The organism is Pseudomonas sp. 1176_21 (genome assembly GCF_052850635.1).
The window spans coordinates 147,404-171,017 of the sequence record NZ_VXCV01000010.1 but is presented as its reverse complement, the minus strand read 5'-3'; the positions used below and the strand labels follow the sequence as shown (position 1 = coordinate 171,017).

General features: G+C 61.5%; 22 protein-coding genes. 19 read left to right on the top strand and 3 right to left on the bottom strand.

Annotated features, from left to right (window positions below):
• Positions 1-22: 22 nt before the first annotated feature.
• Complete coding sequence (locus FW760_RS21315) at positions 23-628, top strand: START domain-containing protein (protein ID WP_116053349.1); 606 nt, start codon at positions 23-25, stop codon at positions 626-628.
• Positions 629-762: 134 nt separating this feature from the next.
• Here FW760_RS21315 and gltA read toward each other — a convergent pair whose 3' ends face one another.
• Positions 763-2,052, bottom strand: a complete 1,290-nt coding sequence (gene gltA / locus FW760_RS21310; protein WP_043863142.1) for a citrate synthase — start codon at positions 2,050-2,052, stop codon at positions 763-765.
• Positions 2,053-2,402: 350 nt separating this feature from the next.
• Here gltA and sdhC point away from each other — a divergent pair, with 350 nt between their 5' ends.
• From sdhC to FW760_RS21250, 12 genes are all read left to right on the top strand, one after another.
• Positions 2,403-2,789, top strand: a complete 387-nt coding sequence (sdhC, locus tag FW760_RS21305; RefSeq protein ID WP_088515660.1) for a succinate dehydrogenase, cytochrome b556 subunit — start codon at positions 2,403-2,405, stop codon at positions 2,787-2,789.
• On the top strand, positions 2,783-3,151 hold the full coding sequence (gene sdhD / locus FW760_RS21300) for a succinate dehydrogenase, hydrophobic membrane anchor protein (protein WP_043863140.1): 369 nt from the start codon (positions 2,783-2,785) through the stop codon (positions 3,149-3,151). Before sdhC ends, sdhD begins: the two co-directional genes overlap by 7 nt.
• Before the next feature lie 3 nt (positions 3,152-3,154).
• Entirely contained in the window at positions 3,155-4,927 is a 1,773-nt protein-coding gene (sdhA, locus tag FW760_RS21295; RefSeq protein WP_043863139.1) for a succinate dehydrogenase flavoprotein subunit, read from the top strand.
• 11 nt (positions 4,928-4,938) lie between these two features.
• Positions 4,939-5,643 (top strand): succinate dehydrogenase iron-sulfur subunit, encoded by a 705-nt coding sequence (locus FW760_RS21290; RefSeq protein WP_043863138.1) that lies wholly within the window; start codon positions 4,939-4,941, stop codon positions 5,641-5,643.
• Positions 5,644-5,887: 244 nt separating this feature from the next.
• Complete coding sequence (locus tag FW760_RS21285; RefSeq protein WP_043863137.1) at positions 5,888-8,719, top strand: 2-oxoglutarate dehydrogenase E1 component; 2,832 nt, start codon at positions 5,888-5,890, stop codon at positions 8,717-8,719.
• A gap of 42 nt (positions 8,720-8,761) precedes the next feature.
• Positions 8,762-9,979, top strand: coding sequence for a 2-oxoglutarate dehydrogenase complex dihydrolipoyllysine-residue succinyltransferase (gene odhB / locus FW760_RS21280; RefSeq protein WP_043863136.1), 1,218 nt, complete (start codon positions 8,762-8,764; stop codon positions 9,977-9,979).
• Between the two features lie 94 nt (positions 9,980-10,073).
• Positions 10,074-11,510 carry a dihydrolipoyl dehydrogenase gene (lpdA, locus tag FW760_RS21275; protein WP_043863135.1) on the top strand — a complete coding sequence of 479 codons (1,437 nt, stop codon included), beginning with the start codon at positions 10,074-10,076 and terminating at the stop codon, positions 11,508-11,510.
• A gap of 175 nt (positions 11,511-11,685) precedes the next feature.
• The gene (gene sucC / locus FW760_RS21270; protein WP_043863134.1) at positions 11,686-12,852 is read left to right on the top strand and encodes an ADP-forming succinate--CoA ligase subunit beta; all 1,167 of its coding nucleotides are present in this window, start codon (positions 11,686-11,688) and stop codon (positions 12,850-12,852) included.
• Positions 12,852-13,736: a succinate--CoA ligase subunit alpha gene (sucD, locus tag FW760_RS21265; RefSeq protein WP_038613108.1), complete on the top strand. Its 885-nt coding sequence runs from the start codon at positions 12,852-12,854 to the stop codon at positions 13,734-13,736. Before sucC ends, sucD begins: the two co-directional genes overlap by 1 nt.
• Before the next feature lie 351 nt (positions 13,737-14,087).
• On the top strand, positions 14,088-15,401 hold the full coding sequence (brnQ, locus tag FW760_RS21260) for a branched-chain amino acid transport system II carrier protein (RefSeq protein ID WP_043863133.1): 1,314 nt from the start codon (positions 14,088-14,090) through the stop codon (positions 15,399-15,401).
• 178 nt (positions 15,402-15,579) lie between these two features.
• On the top strand, positions 15,580-16,320 hold the full coding sequence (locus FW760_RS21255) for a DUF599 domain-containing protein (protein ID WP_054915669.1): 741 nt from the start codon (positions 15,580-15,582) through the stop codon (positions 16,318-16,320).
• Positions 16,317-16,718, top strand: a complete 402-nt coding sequence (locus FW760_RS21250; RefSeq protein ID WP_054915670.1) for an MAPEG family protein — start codon at positions 16,317-16,319, stop codon at positions 16,716-16,718. The genes FW760_RS21255 and FW760_RS21250 overlap by 4 nt, the downstream gene beginning before the upstream one ends.
• Positions 16,719-16,767: 49 nt before the next feature.
• Here FW760_RS21250 and FW760_RS21245 read toward each other — a convergent pair whose 3' ends face one another.
• A complete protein-coding gene (locus FW760_RS21245; protein WP_043863130.1) occupies positions 16,768-17,049 on the bottom strand; it encodes a hypothetical protein in 282 nt (93 codons plus the stop codon).
• Positions 17,050-17,226: 177 nt separating this feature from the next.
• On the opposite strand from FW760_RS21245, the gene FW760_RS21240 reads away from it, so the two are divergent.
• The 4 genes from FW760_RS21240 to FW760_RS21225 all read left to right on the top strand — a co-directional run bounded on the left by FW760_RS21240 (position 17,227) and on the right by FW760_RS21225 (position 20,939).
• Positions 17,227-17,685, top strand: coding sequence for a PaaI family thioesterase (locus FW760_RS21240; RefSeq protein ID WP_116053352.1), 459 nt, complete (start codon positions 17,227-17,229; stop codon positions 17,683-17,685).
• Positions 17,682-18,143 (top strand): PaaI family thioesterase, encoded by a 462-nt coding sequence (locus FW760_RS21235; protein ID WP_043863128.1) that lies wholly within the window; start codon positions 17,682-17,684, stop codon positions 18,141-18,143. Before FW760_RS21240 ends, FW760_RS21235 begins: the two co-directional genes overlap by 4 nt.
• Positions 18,144-18,252: 109 nt before the next feature.
• The gene (htpG, locus tag FW760_RS21230) at positions 18,253-20,157 is read left to right on the top strand and encodes a molecular chaperone HtpG (RefSeq protein WP_043863127.1); all 1,905 of its coding nucleotides are present in this window, start codon (positions 18,253-18,255) and stop codon (positions 20,155-20,157) included.
• 56 nt (positions 20,158-20,213) lie between these two features.
• Positions 20,214-20,939, top strand: a complete 726-nt coding sequence (locus tag FW760_RS21225; RefSeq protein ID WP_116053355.1) for a dienelactone hydrolase family protein — start codon at positions 20,214-20,216, stop codon at positions 20,937-20,939.
• A 60-nt stretch (positions 20,940-20,999) separates the two neighbouring features.
• Here FW760_RS21225 and FW760_RS21220 read toward each other — a convergent pair whose 3' ends face one another.
• The gene (locus tag FW760_RS21220) at positions 21,000-21,860 is read right to left on the bottom strand and encodes a pirin family protein (RefSeq protein WP_054915674.1); all 861 of its coding nucleotides are present in this window, start codon (positions 21,858-21,860) and stop codon (positions 21,000-21,002) included.
• Between the two features lie 113 nt (positions 21,861-21,973).
• Between FW760_RS21220 and FW760_RS21215 the strand changes: the two genes are divergently transcribed.
• Positions 21,974-22,978, top strand: a complete 1,005-nt coding sequence (locus FW760_RS21215) for an amidohydrolase family protein (protein ID WP_043863124.1) — start codon at positions 21,974-21,976, stop codon at positions 22,976-22,978.
• Between the two features lie 59 nt (positions 22,979-23,037).
• On the top strand, positions 23,038-23,502 hold the full coding sequence (locus FW760_RS21210; RefSeq protein WP_078480459.1) for a DUF3859 domain-containing protein: 465 nt from the start codon (positions 23,038-23,040) through the stop codon (positions 23,500-23,502).
• Positions 23,503-23,614: the final 112 nt, after the last annotated feature.

Below are 23,614 nucleotides of genomic sequence, written 5' to 3'. Positions count from 1 at the left end.
CGCAAACAAGGAAAACAACACGATGGGTTCGATGAAGCGGGTAGCGGTGATTTGTGGTCTGAGTGCGATGTTCATGTCGGTGGCGCAGGCTGAAGACTGGAAGGTTGCCAAGGAAGGGGATGGCATCAAGGTATCGCTGAGCGAAGTGAGTGGTTCGAACTACAAGGCCTATCAGGGCGTGACGACCATCAAGGCGCCGCTGGCCAAGGTCCGGGCGCTGCAGGAAGACGTGGCCGGGGCCTGTGCCTGGATTCACGAGTGCAGGAGCCAGAAGCTGCTCAAGCACGAGGGTGACCAGAGCTGGACCTACACCCAGTTCAATACGCCGTGGCCGGTCACCCCGCGCGATTCGATCATCCATATAACCACCAGCGAAGGTGCTGACGGCAGCCTGACCCGCAAGCTGGAGGGTGTTCCCAAGTATCTGCCGGAAGAAAAAGGCTATGTGCGGGTGGCTGAAGTGCAGGGTTTCTGGAAGCTGGTGCCCAAGGGTGACACTACCGAGGTGACATACCAGGTGCACACCGAGCCAGGCGGCAGTGTGCCAGCGATGGTGGCGAACAAGTTCGTGGTGGATGCGCCGTTCAATACGCTCAAGGCGTTGAAGGAGCGGGCGGAGAAACCGTAACAGTTTGATGGTTGGCTGGAATATGTCTCAACTGTAGGGGCCGCCAAGGCTTGCTCCTCCTGCATGAAGCATTACGCAACAAAAAAGGCTGCCCGAGGGCAGCCTTTCTTGTTGTTGCAGGCGAGCCGTTTGGCTTACTTGCGGTCTTCCAGTTTGACGATGTCACGCGACTCGTAGCCGGTGTACAGCTGGCGCGGACGGCCAATCTTGTACGGGCTGGAGAGCATTTCCTTCCAGTGCGAGATCCAGCCGACGGTCCGCGCCAGGGCGAAGATCACGGTGAACATGCTGGTAGGGATGCCGATCGCCTTGAGGATGATCCCCGAGTAGAAGTCGACGTTCGGGTACAGCGAGCGCTCGATGAAGTACGGATCGGTCAGGGCGATCTCTTCCAGGCGCATGGCCAGTTCCAGCTGCGGATCGTTGGTGATGCCCAGCTCGCGCAGCACTTCGTCGCAGGTCTGCTTCATCACGGTGGCACGCGGGTCGCGGTTCTTGTAGACGCGGTGACCGAAGCCCATCAGCTTGAACGGGTCGTTCTTGTCCTTGGCCTTGGCGATGAAGGTGTCGATGTTCGAGACATCGCCAATTTCGTCGAGCATGGTCAGCACGGCTTCGTTGGCGCCGCCGTGGGCAGGGCCCCACAGTGCAGCGATGCCGGCAGCGATGCAGGCGAACGGATTGGCGCCCGAGGAGCCCGCCAGGCGTACGGTGGAGGTCGACGCATTCTGTTCGTGGTCGGCGTGGAGGATGAAGATCCGGTCCATTGCCTTGGCCAGCACCGGGCTGATCGGTTTGATCTCGCACGGGGTGTTGAACATCATGTGCAGGAAGTTTTCGGCGTAGGTCAGGTCGTTGCGCGGGTACATCATGGGCTGGCCCATGGAGTACTTGTAGACCATCGCGGCCAGGGTCGGCATCTTGGCGACCAGGCGCACGGCCGAGATTTCCCGGTGCTGCGGGTTATTGATGTCCAGCGAGTCGTGATAGAACGCCGACAGGGCGCCAACCACGCCGCACATGACGGCCATCGGGTGGGCGTCGCGGCGGAAGCCGTTGAAGAACGACTTCAACTGCTCGTGCACCATGGTGTGATTTTTGACGGTGCTGACGAACTGAGCCTTCTGCTCGGCATTCGGCAGTTCGCCGTTGAGCAGCAGGTAGCAGGTTTCCAGGTAGTCGGATTGCTCGGCGAGCTGTTCGATCGGGTAGCCGCGATGCAGCAGGATGCCCTTGTCGCCGTCAATGTAGGTGATCTTGGACTCGCACGATGCGGTCGCCATGAAACCAGGGTCGAAAGTGAAGTGACCCGTGGCCCCCAACCCTCTAACGTCGATAACATCGGGACCAACGGTGCCGGTTAAAATGGGCAGCTCGACGGGGGCTGCGCCCTCGATGACCAACTGCGCTTTTTTGTCAGCCATGTGGCCTCCTATTAATGCTTGAAATCATCAGACAGACCCCCCACGCAGGGCCCGCACCACTATAGTGAGATAAATTCGAATGTCAATTTGCCTAAAGCACGGTTGTAAAGGGCTTTGGGCGCTGTTTTTCCGCGAAATTGCGGCCCGTTTACGCCTTTTGTTCGCCAAAGGCAATGCGCTATTTGGGCTAGGGCTTCACGTTGTCATTAGTAGCCTAACTGTCTATACTCGGCACCCGACCGCCAGGGGCTTTAAAGCCCGCTTTTCTGGGGTCGTCACTCCCTGGGTGGTGGGTACCTGACCAGTACACTTACCAACAACTTTGCCCTGCTTGCTAGGGGCTCTTCAGTGTGAAAAAAGCCGTGAAAAGCCAACGACCTGTAAACCTAGACCTAAGGACCATCAAACTCCCCATTACCGGCGTTACGTCATTTCTTCACCGTGTTTCCGGCATCATCCTCTTTCTGGGCCTGGGCATCATGCTGTACGCATTGAGCCAATCCCTGAGTTCCGAGGAAGGTTTTGCCGAGGTGAAGGCATGCCTGACCAGTCCGCTGGCCAAATTCGTGGCGTGGGGCCTTCTGTCCGCCTTGCTGTATCACCTGGTTGCCGGTGTGCGCCATCTGATTATGGACATGGGCATCGGTGAGACGCTGGAAGGCGGCAAACTGGGCTCGAAAATCGTTATCGCCATTTCCGTGGTGGTGATCGTTCTGGCGGGAGTTTGGATATGGTAACTAATGTCACGAACCTGTCGCGTTCGGGCCTCTATGACTGGATGGCGCAGCGCGTTTCTGCGGTCGTTCTCGCGGCTTACTTCATTTTTCTGATCGGCTACCTGGTGGCGCACCCTGGCATCGACTATGCCCAGTGGCACGCCCTGTTCTCCCATAACGCGATGCGGATCTTCAGTCTGCTGGCCCTCGTTGCCCTGGGCGCTCACGCCTGGGTCGGCATGTGGACCATTGCCACCGACTACCTGACGCCGATGGCGCTGGGCAAGTCGGCGACTGCAGTTCGTTTCCTGTTCCAGGCGGTATGTGGTGTCGCGATGTTCGCGTACTTCGTCTGGGGTGTGCAGATTCTCTGGGGTATCTGATTCATGGCTAACATTCCAACGATTTCCTTCGACGCCATCATCATTGGTGGTGGCGGTGCCGGCATGCGCGCTGCGCTGCAGCTGGCTCAAGGCGGCCACAAGACCGCCGTGATCACCAAGGTGTTCCCGACCCGTTCGCACACCGTATCGGCCCAGGGTGGCATCACCTGCGCCATCGCTTCGGCCGACCCGAACGATGACTGGCGCTGGCACATGTACGATACCGTCAAGGGTTCCGACTACATCGGTGACCAGGACGCTATCGAATACATGTGTCAGGAAGGCCCGGCTGCGGTGTTCGAGCTGGACCACATGGGTCTGCCGTTCTCGCGTACCGAAACCGGCCGTATCTACCAGCGTCCGTTCGGTGGCCAGTCCAAGGACTACGGTAAAGGTGGCCAGGCCGCCCGTACCTGCGCCGCTTCCGACCGTACCGGTCACGCGCTGCTGCACACCCTCTATCAGGGCAACCTGAAAGCCGGCACCACCTTCCTCAACGAGTGGTACGCGGTTGACCTGGTCAAGAACCAGGACGGCGCCTTCGTCGGCGTGATCGCGATCTGCATCGAAACCGGCGAGACCGTCTACATTCGCGCCAAGGCCACCGTACTGGCCACCGGCGGTGCAGGGCGTATCTACGCCTCCACCACCAACGCCCTGATCAATACCGGCGACGGTATCGGCATGGCCCTGCGTGCCGGCGTGCCGGTGCAGGACATCGAGATGTGGCAGTTCCACCCGACCGGCATCGCCGGCGCAGGTGTACTGGTTACCGAAGGCTGCCGTGGTGAAGGTGGTTACCTGATCAACAAGCACGGCGAGCGTTTCATGGAGCGCTACGCGCCAAACGCCAAGGACCTCGCCGGTCGCGACGTTGTGGCCCGCTCCATGGTCAAAGAGATCATCGCCGGCAACGGCTGTGGCCCGAACGGCGACCACGTGATGCTCAAGCTCGACCACCTGGGCGAGGAAGTGCTGCACAGCCGCCTGCCAGGCATCTGCGAGCTGTCCAAGACCTTCGCGCACGTCGACCCGGTCGTTGCACCCGTACCCGTCGTTCCAACCTGCCACTACATGATGGGCGGCGTTGCCACCAACATTCATGGCCAGGCGATCTCGCAGAACGCCGACGGCGAAGACACCATCATCGAAGGGCTGTTCGCGGTCGGTGAAGTGGCTTGCGTATCGGTTCACGGCGCCAATCGCCTGGGCGGCAACTCGCTGCTCGACCTGGTGGTGTTCGGCCGTGCGGCCGGCTTGCACCTGGAAAAGGCCCTGAGCGACGGTATCGAATACCGCGACGCCAGCGACACCGACGTGGAAGTCGCGCTGAACCGTCTGAACAAGCTCAACGAGCGTACCGACGGCGAAGACGTGGCAACCCTGCGTCGCGAGCTGCAAAGCTGCATGCAGAACTACTTCGGCGTGTTCCGCACCGGCGAATACATGCAGAAGGGTATCGAACAGCTGGCTGGCCTGCGCGAGCGTATCGCCAACGTCAAGATCAACGACAAGTCCCAGGCCTTCAACACCGCGCGTATCGAAGCGCTGGAGCTGCAGAACCTGCTGGAAGTCGCTGAAGCCACTGCAATCGCTGCTGAAGTGCGCAAAGAGTCCCGCGGTGCCCATGCCCGTGAAGACTTCGAAGACCGTGACGACGAAAACTGGCTGTGCCACACCCTGTACTTCCCGGGTGAAAAGCGGGTTGCCAAGCGTGCAGTCAACTTCTCGCCGAAAACCGTTCCGACGTTCGAGCCTAAAGTCCGGACTTACTAAGGGTGGCCACTATGTTGAAAGTCGAAGTTTATCGCTACAACCCCGACACCGACTCGGCACCTAAGACCCAGGTGTTCGAAGTCGATACCGGCGGCAAGGACCTGATGGTTCTGGATGTGCTGGCACTGATCAAGGAACAGGACGAAGGTTTCTCCTATCGTCGTTCGTGCCGCGAAGGCGTGTGCGGTTCCGATGGCATGAACATCAACGGCAAGAACGGCCTGGCCTGCATCACCCCGCTGTCGGCGGTGGTGAAGAAGAACAAGCTGGTCGTGCGTCCGCTGCCCGGCCTGCCGGTCATCCGTGACCTGGTCGTTGATATGAGCATCTTCTACAAGCAGTACGAGAAGGTGAAGCCGTTCCTGCAGAACGATACCCCGGCGCCGGCGATCGAACGCCTGCAGTCCCCGGAAGAGCGCGAGAAGCTGGACGGTCTGTACGAGTGCATCCTGTGCGCTTGCTGCTCGACTTCCTGCCCGTCGTTCTGGTGGAACCCGGACAAGTTCCTGGGCCCGGCCGCTCTGCTTCAAGCTTATCGCTTCCTGGCCGATAGCCGTGACACCAAGACCCAGGAGCGCCTGGCGTCCCTGGATGACCCGTTCAGCGTATTCCGCTGCCGCGGGATCATGAACTGCGTAAACGTTTGCCCCAAAGGTCTGAACCCGACCAAGGCAATCGGCCACGTACGTAACATGCTGCTGCAAAGCGGCACCTGATTCAAAAGTGTTGTACCCGTAGCACACCGAAGTGCGGGCCCTTGCCCGCACCGAGGTGCAACTTGAGCAAAGGCCAAAAGCCCGAGCTTTTACCTATGAAGATATGAGACCAGCAGGGGCGTCCGGGCTGGTACCCGGTAAATCTGCGGAACTCTCGGTGGCTTGGTTCAGTCGCTGCATACGGACTCAACTCAGCTTGCTGTGGTTCTTGCCGATCGAGGCCCCTAACCGAGGGTGACCAAGCATGCAAGAAAGCGTGATGCAGCGCATGTGGAACAGCGCCCACCTTTCAGGTGGTAACGCTGCCTATGTGGAAGAGCTCTACGAGCTCTACCTGCACGACCCTAACGCTGTGCCAGAAGAGTGGCGCACTTACTTTCAGAAGTTGCCCGCCGAAGGCAGCACTGCCACCGATGTATCGCACTCGACGATCCGCGACCATTTCGTACTGCTGGCAAAGAACCAGCGCCGCGCCCAACCGGTTTCCGCCGGTAGCGTGAGCAGTGAACACGAGAAGAAGCAGGTTGAAGTGCTGCGACTGATCCAGGCCTACCGTATGCGCGGCCACCAAGCCGCGAAGCTCGACCCCCTGGGGTTGTGGCAGCGCCCTGCGCCAGTAGACCTGTCGATCAATCATTACGGCTTGACCAATGCCGATCTTGATACGACCTTCCGTGCCGGCGACCTGTTCATCGGCAAAGAGGAAGCGAGCCTACGCGAAATCTTCGAGGCGTTGCAGCAGACATATTGCCGCACCATCGGCGCCGAGTTCACCCACATCGTCGACTCCGAGCAGCGCAGCTGGTTCCAGCAGCGTCTGGAGAGCGTGCGTGGGCGTCCTGAATTTTCCGCAGACATCCAGAGCCACCTGCTCGAGCGCGTTACCGCGGCAGAAGGCCTGGAGAAATACCTGGGTACCAAATACCCGGGCACCAAACGTTTCGGCCTGGAAGGCGGCGAAAGCCTGATTCCGATGCTGGACGAGCTGATCCAGCGCTCCGGTTCCTACGGTACCAAGGAAGTCGTGATCGGCATGGCCCACCGTGGTCGCCTGAACGTACTGGTCAACACCTTCGGCAAGAACCCGCGCGAGCTGTTCGACGAGTTCGAAGGCAAGAAGAAGGTCGAGCTGGGTTCCGGTGACGTGAAGTATCACCAGGGCTTCTCGTCCAACGTGATGACCGCCGGCGGTGAAGTTCACCTGGCCATGGCGTTCAACCCTTCGCACCTGGAAATCGTCTCGCCAGTGGTGGAAGGTTCGGTGCGTGCCCGTCAGGACCGCCGCAACGACAGCGTTGGCGACAAGGTACTGCCGATCTCGATCCACGGCGACGCGGCCTTCGCTGGCCAGGGCGTGGTCATGGAAACCTTCCAGATGTCGCAGACCCGCGGTTTCAAGACCGGCGGCACCGTGCACATCGTGATCAACAACCAGGTTGGTTTCACCATCAGCAACCCGCTGGACTCGCGTTCCACCGAGTACTGCACCGACGTCGCCAAGATGATCCAGGCGCCGATCCTGCACGTCAACGGCGACGATCCGGAAGCGGTGCTGTTCGTGACCCAGCTGGCGGTCGACTACCGCATGCAGTTCAAGCGTGACGTGGTCATCGACCTGGTCTGCTACCGTCGTCGCGGCCACAACGAGGCCGACGAGCCGAACGGCACCCAGCCGCTGATGTACCAGCAGATCAGCAAGCAGCGCACCACCCGTGAGCTGTACGCCGATGCGCTGACCCAGGCCGGTCGTCTGGATGCCGAGCGCGTCCAGGCCAAGGTCGACGAGTACCGCAATGCGCTGGACAACGGCCTGCATGTTGTGAAAAGCCTGGTCAAGGAGCCGAACAAGGAGCTGTTCGTCGACTGGCGTCCATACCTGGGCCACGCCTGGACCGCGCGTCACGACACCCGCTTCGACCTCAAGACCCTGCAGGAGCTCTCGGCCAAGTTGCTGGAGCTGCCGGAAGGCTTCGTGGTTCAGCGCCAGGTCTCGAAGATCTACGAGGATCGCCAGAAGATGCAGGCCGGTGGCTTGCCGATCAACTGGGGTTACGCCGAAACCATGGCGTACGCCACCCTGGCCTTCGAAGGTCACCCGATCCGCATGACGGGTCAGGATATCGGTCGCGGCACCTTCTCTCACCGCCATGCGGTGTTGCACAACCAGAAGGACGCCAGCACCTATATCCCGCTGCAGAACCTGTTCCCGGGCCAGCCACGTTTCGACCTGTACGATTCGTTCCTGTCCGAAGAGGCGGTACTGGCGTTCGAATACGGCTACTCGACCACCCAGCCCAATGCGCTGGTGATCTGGGAAGCCCAGTTCGGCGACTTCGCCAACGGTGCCCAGGTGGTTGTCGACCAGTTCATCACCAGCGGCGAGCACAAGTGGGGCCGTCTGTGCGGTCTGACCATGCTGCTGCCACACGGTTATGAAGGGCAGGGGCCTGAGCACTCCTCGGCGCGTCTGGAGCGTTACCTGCAACTGTGTGCCGAGCACAACGTTCAGGTCTGCGTACCGACCACGCCGGCTCAGATCTACCACCTGCTGCGTCGTCAGGTCATCCGTCCGCTGCGCAAGCCGCTGATCGTGCTGACACCCAAGTCGCTGCTGCGCCACAAGCTGGCCATCTCGACCCTGGAAGAACTGGCCGAAGGCTCGTTCCAGACCGTCATTCCGGAAATCGACAGCCTCGATCCGGCCAAGGTGACGCGCCTGGTGCTGTGCAGCGGCAAGGTCTACTACGATCTGCTGGAAAAACGCCGTGCCGAAGGCCGTGAAGACATCGCTATCGTGCGTATCGAGCAACTGTATCCGTTCCCTGAAGACGATCTGGTTGAAATCCTTGCGCCTTACACCGGTCTGAAGGACGTGGTGTGGTGTCAGGAAGAGCCGATGAACCAGGGCGCGTGGTACAGCAGCCAGCACCACATGCGTCGCATCCTGAGCCGTCACAACAAGGACCTGGTCCTTGAGTACGCCGGTCGTGACGCCTCGGCAGCACCTGCCTGTGGTTACGCTTCGATGCACGCCGAACAGCAGGAAAAACTGCTGCAAGCTGCCTTCACCGTTTAATGCCATCGCGCACCAGAAACCGAATTTAAGGAACCACTGATAATGGCTATCGAGATCAAAGCCCCTACTTTCCCGGAATCGGTTGCCGATGGCACCGTTGCCACCTGGCACAAGAAACCGGGCGAAGCCGTCAAGCGTGACGAGCTGATCGTCGACATCGAGACCGACAAGGTCGTCCTGGAAGTGCTGGCCACCGCCGATGGCGTGCTGGGCGACATCGTCAAGGGCGAAGGCGAGACCGTGCTGTCCGACGAAGTGCTGGGTTCGATCAATGAAGGCGCTGCACCAGCTGCTGCTCCGGCCGCCGCTGCCGCCGCACCTGCCCAGGCTGCTGCTGCGGCCGACGCTGGCGAAGACGACCCGATTGCTGCGCCTGCCGCACGCAAGCTGGCCGAAGAAAACGCCATCGACCTGGCCAGCGTCGCTGGCACCGGTAAAGGCGGTCGCATCACCAAGGAAGACGTCGTCGCTGCCGTCGCCAACAAGAAGGCCGCTCCGGCTGCCGCTGCTGCCAAGCCGGCCGCTGCTGCCGCTGCCCCGGTTGTCGCCACTGGCGACCGTACCGAGAAGCGTGTGCCGATGACCCGCGTGCGTGCCACCGTGGCCAAGCGTCTGGTCGAAGCACAGTCGAACATGGCGATGCTGACCACCTTCAACGAAGTCGACATGACCGAAGTCATGGCACTGCGTTCGAAGTACAAGGACCTGTTCGAGAAGTCCCACAACGGCGTGCGCCTGGGCTTCATGTCGTTCTTCGTCAAGGCTGCCACCGAAGCGCTGAAACGCTTCCCGGCCGTCAACGCCTCGATCGACGGCAGCGACATCGTCTACCACGGCTACGCCGACATCGGTGTTGCCGTGTCCAGCGACCGCGGCCTGGTGGTACCGGTACTGCGTAACGCCGAGCAGATGAGCCTGGCCGAAATCGAAGGCGGCATCGCCACCTTCGGCAAGAAGGCCCGTGACGGCAAACTGTCGATCGACGAGATGACCGGCGGTACCTTCACCATCACCAACGGTGGTACCTTCGGTTCGATGATGTCGACCCCGATCGTCAACCCGCCGCAGGCTGCAATCCTGGGCATGCACAACATCATCCAGCGTCCGATGGCCGTCAACGGCCAGGTCGTGATCCGTCCGATGATGTACCTGGCACTGTCCTACGATCACCGCCTGATCGATGGCAAAGAAGCCGTGACGTTCCTGGTGACCATCAAGAACCTGCTGGAAGACCCGGCTCGTCTGCTGCTGGACATCTGATAAACAGCTGCAGGCTGCAAGCGACAAGCTTCGAGCAGAAGCGTGTTCGCCTTGCCGCCTGCAGCTTGCCGCTTGACGCTAAAAGGAATCTTTTATGACCCAGAAATTCGACGTGGTAGTGATTGGTGCAGGTCCTGGCGGCTATGTAGCCGCGATCAAGGCTGCCCAGCTCGGCCTGAGCACTGCCTGTATCGAGAAGTACGTTGACGGCGAAGGCAAACTGGCCCTCGGCGGTACCTGCCTGAACGTGGGTTGCATTCCGTCCAAGGCGCTGCTGGACAGCTCCTGGAAGTACAAGGAAGCCAAAGAGAGCTTCAACGTGCACGGCATCTCCACTGGCGAAGTGAAGATGGACGTGGCTGCGATGGTTGGTCGCAAGGCTGGCATCGTCAAGAACCTGACCGGCGGCGTTGCCACCCTGTTCAAGGCCAACGGCGTCACTTCGATCCAGGGCCACGGCAAACTGCTGGCCGGCAAGAAAGTCGAAGTCACCAAGCCTGACGGCAGCACCGAAATCATCGAAGCCGAAAACGTGATCCTGGCCTCCGGTTCGCGTCCGATCGACATTCCGCCGGCTCCGGTCGACCAGAAAGTCATCGTCGACTCCACCGGCGCCCTGGAATTCCAGACCGTGCCAAAACGTCTGGGCGTGATCGGCGCCGGCGTCATCGGCCTGGAGCTGGGTTCGGTATGGTCGCGCCTGGGTGCCCAGGTGACCGTGCTCGAAGCCCTGGACACCTTCCTGATGGCAGCCGACACCGCTGTTGCCAAGGAAGGCCTGAAGACCCTGACCAAGCAAGGTCTGGACATCAAGCTGGGCGCTCGCGTGACCGGCTCGAAGGTCAACGGCGACGAAGTCGAAGTGACCTACACCGACGCCAACGGCGAGCAGAAGATCACCTTCGACAGGCTGATCGTTGCAGTCGGCCGTCGCCCTGTGACCACCGACCTGCTGGCTGCCGACAGCGGCGTGACCATCGACGAGCGCGGTTTCGTGTTCGTTGACGACTACTGCGCTACCAGCGTACCGGGCGTCTACGCCATCGGTGACGTGGTACGTGGCATGATGCTGGCGCACAAGGCCTCGGAAGAGGGCATCATGGTCGTCGAGCGCATCAAGGGCCACAAGGCCCAGATGAACTACGACCTGATCCCATCGGTTATCTACACCCACCCGGAAATGGCCTGGGTCGGTAAAACCGAGCAAGCCTTGAAGGCTGAAGGCGTTGAGGTTAACGTGGGCACCTTCCCGTTCGCGGCCAGCGGCCGTGCGATGGCGGCCAACGACACCGGTGGTTTCGTCAAGGTCATCGCCGATGCCAAGACCGACCGCGTTCTGGGTGTACACGTCATTGGCCCAAGCGCTGCCGAACTGGTGCAGCAGGGTGCAATCGCAATGGAATTCGGCTCCAGCGCCGAAGACCTGGGCATGATGGTCTTCTCCCATCCGACCTTGTCTGAAGCGCTGCACGAAGCCGCTCTGGCCGTGAATGGCGGTGCCATCCACGTAGCCAACCGCAAGAAGCGTTAAACAATAAGAAACCACGGCGGACGGCCCGTCGTGAGTCTTGCGTGCATGGCTCACCGCGGAAAGTCCGCCGGACTCGAACTCCCGGAGCATACCGGGGGCAAGCGGTCACAGGTGGCGCGGCACTCCACAGGAGCGCAGCGCCGAAGCGCAGTACCTAACGAAGACGGTAAAAAGCATGAATCTTCACGAGTATCAGGGTAAGCAGCTGTTCGCTGAATACGGCCTGCCAGTTTCCAAGGGTTTCGCAGTCGACACCCCTGAAGCTGCAGCAGAAGCCTGCGACAAGATCGGTGGCACCGAGTGGGTTGTAAAAGCCCAGGTTCACGCCGGTGGTCGCGGTAAAGCGGGCGGCGTAAAGCTGGTTCGCAGCAAAGAAGACGCCAAGGCGTTCGCTGCCCAGTGGTTGGGCAAGCGTCTGGTTACCTACCAGACCGATGCCAATGGTCAGCCAGTCACCAAGATCCTGGTTGAATCGTGCACTGATATCGCTAAAGAGCTGTACCTGGGCGCTGTCGTTGACCGTTCGAGCCGTCGTATCGTGTTCATGGCCTCCACCGAAGGTGGCGTGGACATCGAGAAAGTCGCTCACGACACTCCGGAAAAAATCATCAAGGCCACTATCGATCCACTGGTTGGCGCTCAGCCATTCCAGGGTCGCGAGCTGGCATTCCAGCTGGGTCTGGAAGGCAAGCAGGTTGCTCAGTTCGCCAAGATCTTCGTCGGTCTGGCCAAGCTGTTCAAAGAGCACGACCTGGCACTGCTGGAAGTGAACCCGCTGGTGATCAAGGCCGACGGCGATCTGCACTGCCTCGATGCCAAGATCAACATCGACGCCAACGCCATGTACCGTCAGCCCAAGCTGAAAACCTTCCACGACCCGTCGCAGGACGATCCTCGTGAAGCCCACGCTGCCAGCTTCGAGCTGAACTACGTGGCCCTGGAAGGCAACATCGGCTGCATGGTCAACGGTGCCGGCCTGGCCATGGGTACCATGGACATCGTCAACCTGCACGGCGGCAAGCCAGCCAACTTCCTCGACGTAGGTGGTGGCGCTACCAAAGAGCGCGTGACCGAAGCGTTCAAGATCATCCTGTCCGACAGCAATGTCGCGGCCGTACTGGTCAACATCTTCGGCGGCATCGTTCGTTGCGACATGATTGCCGAAGGCATCATCGGTGCAGTGAAAGAAGTTGGCGTTAAAGTGCCGGTTGTTGTTCGTCTGGAAGGCAACAACGCTGAACTGGGCGCCAAAGTACTGGCAGAAAGCGGTTTGAACATCATTGCGGCAACCAGCCTGACCGACGCTGCTCAACAAGTTGTCAAAGCTGCGGAGGGCAAGTAATGAGCGTCCTGATCAATAAAGACACCAAAGTCATCTGCCAGGGCTTCACCGGCTCGCAGGGTACCTTCCACTCCGAGCAAGCCATCGCCTACGGCACCAAGATGGTTGGCGGCGTGACCCCAGGCAAAGGCGGCACCACTCACCTGGGCCTGCCGGTGTTCAACACCGTGAAAGAAGCAGTAGCTGCTACCGGCGCCGACGCGTCGGTCATCTACGTACCGGCTCCTTTCTGCAAGGACTCGATCCTGGAAGCAGCGTTCGGCGGCATCAAGCTGATCGTGTGCATCACCGAAGGCATTCCTACCCTGGACATGCTCGATGCCAAGGTCAAGTGCGACGAGCTGGGTGTTACCCTGATCGGCCCTAACTGCCCAGGCGTCATCACCCCGGGCGAGTGCAAGATCGGCATCATGCCAGGTCACATCCACTTGCCAGGCAAGGTCGGTATCGTGTCGCGTTCCGGCACCCTGACCTATGAAGCCGTGAAGCAGACCACTGACGCCGGTTTCGGTCAGTCCACCTGCGTCGGTATCGGTGGCGACCCGATCCCGGGTTCGAACTTCATCGACATCCTGAAGCTGTTCCAGGAAGACCCGAAGACCGAGGCGATCGTGATGATCGGCGAGATCGGCGGTTCGGCTGAAGAAGAAGCGGCTGCCTACATCAAGGCAAACGTCACCAAGCCAGTGGTTTCCTACATCGCCGGTGTGACTGCCCCAGCGGGCAAGCGCATGGGCCATGCTGGCGCCATCATTTCGGGCGGCAAGGGTACTGCAGACGAGAAGTTCGCAGCCCTGCAGGACGCCGGTGTAAAAACCGTGCGTTCGCTGGCCGACATCGGCAAGGCCCTGGCCGAGCTGACCGGTTGGGAAGTGAAGAAGTAAGCTGCGGCTGACCTTCCACGCTTCGGCAAAGGCCACCCTCGGGTGGCCTTTGTGCTTTCTGGTGTACAACGCTGCCCCCTGTAGGGGCCGGCCTTGCCGGCGAAGCAGACAGCGCGTTCTTGCATAAAAGTCGGTCATCCACGCGACATGCATATTCGCTCATCGGACAAGCACCCCTCTGGCAGTGCGTTTTGCGGCCAGATTCGTTAACCTGTGCCCTCATTTTGTGCCAGCACCCCAAAAGGGAGCTACACGCTAAACGGGTCTGCTCCATCCGGGCAGGCAGCATTTCCCTCACCCAAGGGGAAGTCCCTCTCTAAATCCCGATTTCAGAAGTGTGGTATTTCCTTAATGAAAGTCTTGAAAGGCCAGGACATCCTGGCGCTTGGTTTTATGACGTTCGCGTTATTCGTGGGCGCAGGCAACATCATTTTCCCGCCTATCGTCGGCCTGCAATCGGGCCCCTACGTCTGGTTGGCCGCCCTGGGCTTTCTGGTCACTGCCGTGGGCCTGCCCGTGATCACCGTGGTGGCACTGGCCAAGGTCGGTGGCGGCATGGACGCGCTGAGCAGCCCGATCGGCAAGGTGGCCGGTGGCCTGCTGGCGGCTGCCGCGTACCTGGCCGTAGGCCCGCTGTTCGCCACCCCGCGTACCGCGACCGTGTCCTTCGAGGTAGGTGTTGCACCGCTGACCGGCGAGAGCCCGACCGCGTTGTTCATCTATAGCCTGGTGTACTTTGCCGTGGTGCTGGCCGTGTCCATGTACCCGGGCAAGCTGCTCGATACCGTCGGGCGCTTCCTGGCCCCGCTGAAGATCATCGCGCTGGCCGCGCTGGGCATCGCCGCGTTCATGCTGCCGGCCGGCACCATGGGGGTGGCGCAACCTGAATATGTCGCCGCGCCGTTCTCCCAGGGCTTCATCAATGGCTACCTGACCATGGATACCCTGGGCGCGCTGGTGTTCGGTATCGTCATCGTCAACGCGATCCGCTCGCGTGGCGTCGACTCGCCGCAACTGATCACCCGCTATGCCATCATCGCCGGCCTGATTGCCGGTGTCGGCCTGGCGCTGGTGTACATCAGCCTGTTCCGCCTGGGTGCGGGCAGCCACGAGATCGCCGCCGGTGCGAGCAATGGCGCGGCGGTGCTGCATGCCTATGTACAGCACACTTTCGGTTCGCTGGGCAGTGGCTTCCTGGCTGTACTGATCGCGCTGGCCTGCCTGGTCACCGCCGTGGGCCTGACCTGCGCCTGCGCCGAGTACTTCAGCCAGGTACTGCCGTTGTCGTACCGTATGCTGGTGGTGCTGCTGGCCGGCTTCTCGCTGGTGGTGTCGAACCTGGGCCTGACCAAGCTGATCGCGTTCTCGATCCCGGTGCTGACGGCAATCTACCCGCCCTGCATCGTGCTGGTGGCGCTGAGTTTCTGCGGCAACCTGTGGAACTCCCAGACCCGCATCATGGCCCCGGTCATGGCGGTGTCGCTGCTGTTCGGCGTGATCGACGCGCTCAAGGGCGCCAATCTCGCTGGCTGGCTGCCGGAGTCGCTGGCGCACCTGCCGCTGAGCGAGCAGGGCCTGGCCTGGCTGGTGCCTTCGGTGGCGATGCTGGCTGTTGCCGTGGTGCTTGACCGCATGCTCGGCAAGCCGCGCGAAGCGGTCGCTTGAGTGCCGGCCGCGGCAGGCGAGGGCCACAAGCCATGATCGCCTGCCGGGCCAGCCTCTGAAGAGCCCCGCATCCATTCGGATGCGGGGCTTTTTCGTCTCGGGGCCACGTGTCTTTTTGCCGCTGGCAGCGTCGAAAGGCGGACAATGCACCATCCTGTGCCATTTCTTCGGGAGCGCCATGAGCTTCATCCAGAACAACCTGATCAACCTGTTTGCCGCCTGCTGGTTCGTTGCCTGCTGGGGCGGCTACACCCGCTACGCCAGCTGGAAGGCCCGTGATACCGCCTGCCTGGCCAGCGTCATGCACCTGTACCGCGAGGACTGGATGCGCCGCATGCTGCTGCGCGACAACCGCATCGCCGACGCCAGCGTGATCGGCAACCTGGAGCGCAACGCATCGTTCTTCGCCTCCAGCACCCTGATCATCCTGGCCGGTATCCTCACCGTGCTGGGCGCCTCGGACCGCGCCTGGTCGCTGCTGGCCGACCTGCCGCTGGTACAGCAGACATCCCAGGGCATGTCCGAAATCAAACTGTTATGCCTGGCGATGGTGTTCGTGTACGCCTTCTTCACCTTCAGCTGGTGCATGCGCCAGTACAACTTCGCCGCCGTGCTGGTGGGCTCGGCACCGATGATCGGCGAGCGTCAGGTCAGCGAGCAGGAGCGCAAGGCCTTCGCTCTGCGCGGGGCGCGGGTTATCTCGCTGGCGGCCAACCAGTTCAACTTCGGGCTGCGCTCGTACTATTTCGGCATGGCCTTGCTCAGCTGGTTCATCAGCCCCTGGCTGCTGGTGCTGATGAGCACCGGGGTAGTACTGGTGCTGTACCGCCGCGAGTTTCATTCCGACGTGCTCGACGTGATGGTCTATACCCCTACAGAGGCGCCATTGCCTGAGCCGAACAAGGAACCGGTCGCATGAGTATTCCGTTCTGGTGTGTGTTGATCAGCGCACTGCTGATCTATGTGGCGCGGGTGCCGGTGGCGCGTGCGATGAAGCAACAGGGCAGCTACGACAACCACCTGCCGCGCAGCCAGCAGGCGCAACTGACCGGCATGGGCGCCCGGGCGGTGGCGGCGCACCAGAACAGTTTCGAAGCATTCATGTTGTTCGCCGTAGGTGTATTGATGGCGCACACCACCCAGACCCAGGGTTTTCTGATCGATACCCTGGCGATCATCTTCGTGATCGCGCGAATCATCTACCTGCCGCTGTATTGGTATGACTTTGCGTGGCAGCGCAGCCTGGTCTGGTCGATCGGGCTGATCTGTTCATTGTTGCTGATGCTCAGCCCGACCTTTCGCCAACTTCTGGCCTGACATGAAAAAACCCGACCTGAGTCGGGTTTTTTCATTAAAGCGCAGTTGCTTACTTGGCAGGTTCTGCCGGGGCGGCTTCTGGTGCTGGCGTCACAGGAGCGGCCTGGTTGTTTTCTTCTGCACGCTTTTGTTCGGCTTCAGCACTGTCTTTGGCGGCTTCGGCGTTTTCTTTGGCGGCGTCGTTCATCTTATCCTGAGCGTCGTCCATTTTCTTCTGGGCTTGCTCGGCATGTTCTTGAGCGTCCTGGGCTTTGTTTTCGCTGGCTTTATCGCAAGCAGCGAGGCCCAGGGCGGCGGCCAGCATAACGGCAAAGGCAATGGGTTTACGCATGGGGTGTTTCTCCTTGTGGAATAGAGTTGCTTGAATTATCTGAGTTCAAGTAAGCGACATAAGTTCCGCGTCGTTTGCACATATATAAGTGCCGGATCCATATAGACTTTCCCTCAGGCTTATGCAGCACCTGAGTTATTGCACAAGGAGCTGACCGTGAATGAACCGTCACCGTTGATGGTCCAGGCCGAACGTTTTCTTTCGGCGCTGCGCCATTGCCAGTTGTTGAAGATGCACGTAGAGCGTGCCGATGCCGACGGCATCACGCTGTGCCTGCCGTACTCGCCGCAGATCGTGGGTAACCCGCAGAGCGGCGCGATCCATGGCGGTGCAATCACCACCCTGATGGACACTGCGCTGGGCATGGCCACCCTGTGCGCCCTGGCCGAGTTCGAGGTGTGCCCGACCCTGGACCTGCGCATCGACTACATGCACCCGGGGCAGGCCGACAAGGCGGTGTATGGCCAGGCGCAGTGCTACCGGGTCACCCGCGATGTGATCTTCGTCCGCGGCTGCGCCTACCAGGACGACCCCGGCGAGCCGATTGCCCAGGTGGTGGGCACCTACATGCGCCTGGGCAAGGACATCAAGGGCGGCCTGGGCTTCGGCCGGCAGCTCAAGGCGGTGGCGCAATGATTCCCGCGGACGTGCATGCACAGCTGCGCCAGGCGCATGCCCAGGGCAACTACGCGCCATTGCTGCAACTGATCCCCTACGCCAGCCTGATCGGCATCCAGTGCAGCCGTGACGGCGACGACCTGCTGTTCTGCCTGCCGGCCAGTGCCGACAATATCGGCAACCCGTTGCTGCCGGCGATCCATGGGGGGGTGATCGCCGGGTTCATGGAACTGTCGGCGGCGCTGTACCTGCTGATTTTCAGCGAAAGCGCGAGCATTCCCAGGATCATCGACTTTTCCATCGATTACCTGCGCGCCGGCCTGTACCGCGATACCTATGCGCGGTGCCAGCTGTGGCGTCAGGGGCGGCGGGTGACCAACGTCGCGATCACCGCCTGGCAGGGCGACCCGGACCAGCCCATCGCCACGGCCCGTGCGCATTTCAAGATCAAAGAACTGCCCGTGCCCTTGAAATAGATATGCCAGCCCCCATCTGCTGTTCATCCCGCCACGAAAGGCCGGACGCTGCCCCGCGGGGGCCGTCGGCCCGAGTGACTACTGCCATCAGATCGGAGTGTTGAAGACCATGAGTGTGGAAACTCAAAAAGAAACCCTGGGCTTCCAGACCGAGGTGAAGCAGCTGCTGCACCTCATGATCCATTCGCTGTACTCGAACAAGGAAATCTTCCTTCGCGAATTGATTTCCAACGCCTCCGACGCCGTCGACAAACTGCGCTTCGAAGCCCTGGCCAAGCCCGAGCTGCTCGAGGGCGGCAGCGACCTGAAGATTCGCGTGAGCTTCGACAAGGCGGCCAACACCGTCACCCTGGAAGACAACGGCATCGGCATGAACCGCGATGACGTGATCACCCACCTGGGCACCATCGCCAAGTCCGGCACTGCCGACTTCATGAAGAACCTCACCGGTGACCAGAAGAAAGACTCGCACCTGATCGGCCAGTTCGGTGTGGGCTTCTACTCGGCGTTCATCGTCGCCGACCAGGTCGATGTCTACAGCCGCCGCGCCGGTACTCCGGCGAGCGAGGGCGTGCACTGGTCGTCCAAGGGCGAGGGCGAGTTCGAAGTCGCCACCGTGGACAAGGCCGAGCGCGGTACGCGCATCGTGCTGCACCTGAAAAAAGGTGAAGACGAATTCGCCGATGGCTGGCGCCTGCGCAACATCATCAAGAAGTACTCCGACCATATCGCCCTGCCGATCGAACTGCCCAAGGAAGCGGCTGCCGCCGAAGGCGAAGAGCAGCCTGCCGTGGAGTGGGAAACCGTCAACCGTGCCAGCGCGCTGTGGACCCGTCCGCGTACCGAGATCAAGGACGAGGAATACCAGGAGTTCTACAAGCACATCGGCCACGATTTCGAAAACCCGCTGGCCTGGAGCCACAACAAGGTCGAAGGCAAGCTGGAGTACACCTCGCTGCTGTACGTGCCGGCCCGTGCGCCGTTCGACCTGTACCAGCGTGAAGCGCCACGCGGCCTGAAGCTGTACGTGCAGCGCGTGTTCGTGATGGACCAGGCCGAATCGTTCCTGCCCTTGTACCTGCGCTTCATCAAGGGTGTGGTCGACTCCAACGACCTGTCGCTGAACGTGTCGCGCGAGATTCTGCAGAAAGACCCGATCATCGATTCGATGAAGTCGGCGCTGACCAAGCGCGTGCTGGACATGCTCGAGAAGCTGGCCAAGAACGAGCCTGAGCAGTACAAGGGCTTCTGGAAGAACTTCGGCCAGGTGCTCAAGGAAGGCCCGGCGGAAGACTTCGCCAACAAGGAGAAGATCGCCGGCCTGCTGCGCTTTGCCTCCACCCACGACGACAGCGGCGAGCAGAGCGTGTCCCTGGCCGACTACCTGGCACGTGCCAAGGAAGGTCAGGACAAGATCTACTTCCTCACCGGCGAGTCCTACGCGCAGGTACGCAACAGCCCGCACCTGGAAGTCTTCCGCAAGAAAGGCATCGAAGTGCTGCTGCTGACCGACCGCATCGACGAGTGGCTGATGAGCTACCTGAGCGAGTTCGACGGCAAGGGCTTCGTCGACGTGGCCCGTGGCGACCTGGACCTGGGCAAGCTGGACTCCGAGGAGGACAAGAAGGCTCAGGAAGAAGTGGCCAAGGACAAGGAAGGCCTGGTCGAGCGTCTGAAAGCCGCGCTGGGCGATACCGTCAGCGAAGTGCGCGTGTCGCACCGCCTGACCGATTCGCCGGCGATCCTGGCCATCGGTGAACAGGACATGGGCCTGCAGATGCGCCAGATCCTCGAAGCCAGCGGGCAGAAGGTGCCGGACTCCAAGCCGATCTTCGAATTCAACCCGGGTCACCCGCTGATCGAGAAGCTGGACAACGAGCAGAGCGAAGACCGTTTCGCCGACTTCTCGCATATCCTCTTCGATCAGGCCGCCCTGGCGGCGGGCGACAGCCTCAAGGATCCGGCGGCGTATGTGCGTCGACTGAACAAGCTGCTGGTCGAACTGTCGGCGTAAGCAGTTGCAGGAAAGCCCGCTTCGGCGGGCTTTTTTCATTGTGCAAGGAGGGGTTCATGAGCAACGTGACGATCGAGTCGCTGGTGTACAAGCTTGACGGCAAGGTGTACGAAAGCCGCCTGGTGTATACCCACGGCGCCAAGGAACAGCCGGGCCTGGTGATGGCGCCGAACTGGATGGGCATCGGCGAGGGCGCCGAGCGCATTGCCAGGGAGGTGGCGGCCCAGGGCTATGTGGTGCTGCTGGCTGACCTGTATGGGCAGACGCTGCGCCCATCCAACATGGATGAAGCGGGGGCGGCGATGATGCCGCTGAAAAATGATCGGGTCGAGCTGCGCAAACGCATGAAGGCGGCGCTGGATCAGTTGCTGGGGCAATCGAAGGCAGTGCTTGCGCCGGGCAAGCTGGCCACCTTCGGCTTCTGCTTCGGCGGTTGCTGCGCACTGGAGCTGGCCCGTGAAGACCAGCGTCTGCGCGCTGCGGTGTCGTTCCACGGTACGCTGGACACGCCGCTGCCGGCCCAGGAGGGCAAGGTGTCGGCAGCGTTGCTGGTGTTGCACGGTGCAGCCGACCCGCTCGTGCCGCGCGAGCAACTGCCTGCCTTCGAGGCCGAGATGGATGCGGCCAAGGCTGACTGGCAGCTGGTGAGCTACGGAGGTGCGGTGCATTCGTTCACCGACCCCGCAGCGAACGTGCCAGGCAAGATGAAGTACGACGCCAGGACGTCCAAGCGCGCGTTCCAGGCGATGCACAACCTGCTGCGGGAAGTGTTCCAGGCCTGATGGCCTCTTCGCTGGCAAGCCCGCTCCTGCCTCTGCAGGAGCCGGCCTTGCCGGCGAATCTCAAGGCAACTCGATTCGCCCGATCTCGCCCGGTACCACCGGCCAATCCCCGGCCGCCCAGCGTGCCCGTGCCTGCTCGATCAGCGCCGGGTCACTGGCGACGAAGTTCCAGTTCATCCGCCGCGGCCCGTCCAGTGCGTCGCCGCCAATGATCACCAGGTGGCATTCGCTGTCGGCGTACAGGCTCATCGCTTCGCCTTCGGGCAGCACCACCAGGCTGCACGGCTCCAGTGGCTGATCGTCAAGGCTCGCCTCACCGTCGAGTACATAAACCGCCCGTTCAGCGTGTTCGGCGGGAATCAGCAGCGTGCTCGCCGCCTGCATGCGCACCTCGGCATACAGGGTCGCTGACAACACCGGCACTGGCGAGGTCAGGCAAAACCCCGTGCCCGCGATCATGCGGATACTCACCCCCAGCGCATCGCTGCTCGGCAAGCTGGCCGCCGGGTGATGGCTGTAGTGCCCCGGCCCCTGTTCGTGATCCTTCGGCGAGGCCAGCCACACCTGCAGCCCGTGCAGGCGCTTGGGCTGACCCAGCAGCTCCGGCGGGGTGCGCTCGATATGCGCCACGGCGCTGCCGGCGGTCATCCAGCTCACCTCGCCGGCACTCACGCGCTGATCCGAGCCCAGGCTGTCCTTGTGCTGCAACTGGCCTTCGAACAGGTAGGTGAGGGTGGACAGGCCGATGTGCGGGTGCTGGCGAATGTCCATGCCACGCCCGGGCGGGTAGTCGGTCGCCAGCATGTGATCGAAGAACACGAACGGCCCGACGCTACGCCGCCGTGCCGAAGGCAGCGGGCGCAGGATGGGTTGGCCTTCGACGGATTCGGCGCGCGGGCGGATTACCAGGGGAGGGTTCATCAGGGGCACCAGGGCGATGGAAATAATTGGAAGCATAACCTGCCCGGTGCCCGGGCTGAACCGTTGCGCCCGGCGGCAGGTCTACCCTGGGTCAATTGCACAAGGGGATTGCGATGTGGGCCAGGACGCTGGGGTGCCTGTTGCTGTCGGTGACGCTGTCGGGCATGGCCCAGGCGCGGGAGTACCGCTACAGCGACGCGCACCTGCATTATGTCGATTTCTTTCAGGAAAGCGCCGGCATGGACGAGTTGCTCAAGGCCATGGATGCGGCGCGTATCGATCAGTCGATGATCTCGGGTGTGGCGGTGGCCAAGAAATGGCATGAAGACGAGCCCAAGCGCCCGCGCTACTACGCCGGCGATGATGCCGCAGCCTACTGGTACAGCGCCACCGACATCTATGTGGCAGCGGCGCTGCAACAGTTGCCCGAGCAGCAGCGCCAGCGCTTTCACCCGTTTCTGACCGGCTTCAACCCGGTGGACAAGAACGCGGCCACCCATATCGAGCGCATGCTCGAGCTGTTTCCCGGCCTGTGGCAGGGCATCGGAGAAGTATTCACCCGCCACGACGACCTGACGGCGTTGACCAGCGGCGACACGCCACGGGCCAACAACGAGGCGCTGGGCCTCATCTATCAGCTGGCGGCCAGGCACGACATGCCGGTGCTGATCCACTCCAACATCACCTCCAAGCGCGAACGCAACCCGCTGTACCTGGAAGAGATCGAGCAGCCCCTGCGCGAGCACCCCGATACCCGTTTCATCTGGGCCCACGCCGGCACCAGCATGGAGATTCACCGCCACCAGACCCAGCTGGACTTTCTGCTGCCGACCCTGACGCGCATGCTCGAGCGTTATTCGAACCTGTACATCGACCTGTCGTGGAGCGTGCTCCAACCCTACCTGCTGGACGACAAGGGCGTGCCACGGCCCGAATGGGTTGCGCTGGTGGAGCGCTTCCCCGAACGTTTCATGCTCGGTTCCGATGTGGTCGGCCGCTTCGCCAGCCTGGGCGAGCAACTGCACGGGTTCGACCGGTTTCTGGATGCCTTGCCCGAGGCCGTGGCGCACAAGGTGGCCAAGGACAACTTTCTCGCGGTACTGCCCAGGTCACGCTGATGTCATCAGCCTGTCATGCAAGCCCCATAGCCTGCCGCCATCAACCTGATGGAGAGCAGATGTCGAAGAGTCGTTTGGGCGCCCTGGCCGCGCTGATGCTGGTGAGTGCGGTGGCCGGTGCAGAGGTGCGGGTGCAGGGGCCGGTGGAGTACGGCGTGTTCCAGACCCGCCACCAGGACTTCCAGCCCGGTGAACGGGTATTGACCCAGACCAGCCAGACCCTGGAGCACACCGACCGAGTGCCGGCCCGTCTTGGCAGCAAATTCGGCCTGCGCTATCGCCTTGAAGGCAAGGTGGCCGAAGACACGCCCCTGACGCTGCTGTACCTGACACCCGGGGTGATCACCCCCGACGGCCAGCGCCATGACAAGTTCGAGGTGGTGCAGAAGCTGGTACCGGGGGCCGCGCAGGATGTCATGGCCTATGAATTTACCGAGCACCACGAAGTGGTACCGGGCCAGTGGCACTTCATGGTGTTCCAGGGGGACCGCCTGCTGGCCGAGCAGCGCTTCATCGTGCAATGAGGCATGCGCCGCCTGCGCTCGCAATGACAAGGCGTTTTGATATCACTTTTTCGTCTTACGCAAAAATCTCAAGGGCCGATACCTTCTAATAAGCACGTCAGCTGCATGACCG

Coding starts and splice junctions, on each gene's coding strand:
- FW760_RS21315 (WP_116053349.1), top strand. CDS start 23: ATGGGTTCGATGAAGCGGGTAGCGGTGATTTGTGGTCTGAGTGCGATG.
- gltA (WP_043863142.1), bottom strand. CDS start 2,052: ATGGCTGACAAAAAAGCGCAGTTGGTCATCGAGGGCGCAGCCCCCGTC.
- sdhD (WP_043863140.1), top strand. CDS start 2,783: ATGGTAACTAATGTCACGAACCTGTCGCGTTCGGGCCTCTATGACTGG.
- sdhA (WP_043863139.1), top strand. CDS start 3,155: ATGGCTAACATTCCAACGATTTCCTTCGACGCCATCATCATTGGTGGT.
- FW760_RS21290 (WP_043863138.1), top strand. CDS start 4,939: ATGTTGAAAGTCGAAGTTTATCGCTACAACCCCGACACCGACTCGGCA.
- FW760_RS21285 (WP_043863137.1), top strand. CDS start 5,888: ATGCAAGAAAGCGTGATGCAGCGCATGTGGAACAGCGCCCACCTTTCA.
- odhB (WP_043863136.1), top strand. CDS start 8,762: ATGGCTATCGAGATCAAAGCCCCTACTTTCCCGGAATCGGTTGCCGAT.
- lpdA (WP_043863135.1), top strand. CDS start 10,074: ATGACCCAGAAATTCGACGTGGTAGTGATTGGTGCAGGTCCTGGCGGC.
- sucC (WP_043863134.1), top strand. CDS start 11,686: ATGAATCTTCACGAGTATCAGGGTAAGCAGCTGTTCGCTGAATACGGC.
- sucD (WP_038613108.1), top strand. CDS start 12,852: ATGAGCGTCCTGATCAATAAAGACACCAAAGTCATCTGCCAGGGCTTC.
- brnQ (WP_043863133.1), top strand. CDS start 14,088: ATGAAAGTCTTGAAAGGCCAGGACATCCTGGCGCTTGGTTTTATGACG.
- FW760_RS21255 (WP_054915669.1), top strand. CDS start 15,580: ATGAGCTTCATCCAGAACAACCTGATCAACCTGTTTGCCGCCTGCTGG.
- FW760_RS21250 (WP_054915670.1), top strand. CDS start 16,317: ATGAGTATTCCGTTCTGGTGTGTGTTGATCAGCGCACTGCTGATCTAT.
- FW760_RS21245 (WP_043863130.1), bottom strand. CDS start 17,049: ATGCGTAAACCCATTGCCTTTGCCGTTATGCTGGCCGCCGCCCTGGGC.
- FW760_RS21240 (WP_116053352.1), top strand. CDS start 17,227: ATGGTCCAGGCCGAACGTTTTCTTTCGGCGCTGCGCCATTGCCAGTTG.
- FW760_RS21235 (WP_043863128.1), top strand. CDS start 17,682: ATGATTCCCGCGGACGTGCATGCACAGCTGCGCCAGGCGCATGCCCAG.
- htpG (WP_043863127.1), top strand. CDS start 18,253: ATGAGTGTGGAAACTCAAAAAGAAACCCTGGGCTTCCAGACCGAGGTG.
- FW760_RS21225 (WP_116053355.1), top strand. CDS start 20,214: ATGAGCAACGTGACGATCGAGTCGCTGGTGTACAAGCTTGACGGCAAG.
- FW760_RS21220 (WP_054915674.1), bottom strand. CDS start 21,860: ATGAACCCTCCCCTGGTAATCCGCCCGCGCGCCGAATCCGTCGAAGGC.
- FW760_RS21215 (WP_043863124.1), top strand. CDS start 21,974: ATGTGGGCCAGGACGCTGGGGTGCCTGTTGCTGTCGGTGACGCTGTCG.
- FW760_RS21210 (WP_078480459.1), top strand. CDS start 23,038: ATGTCGAAGAGTCGTTTGGGCGCCCTGGCCGCGCTGATGCTGGTGAGT.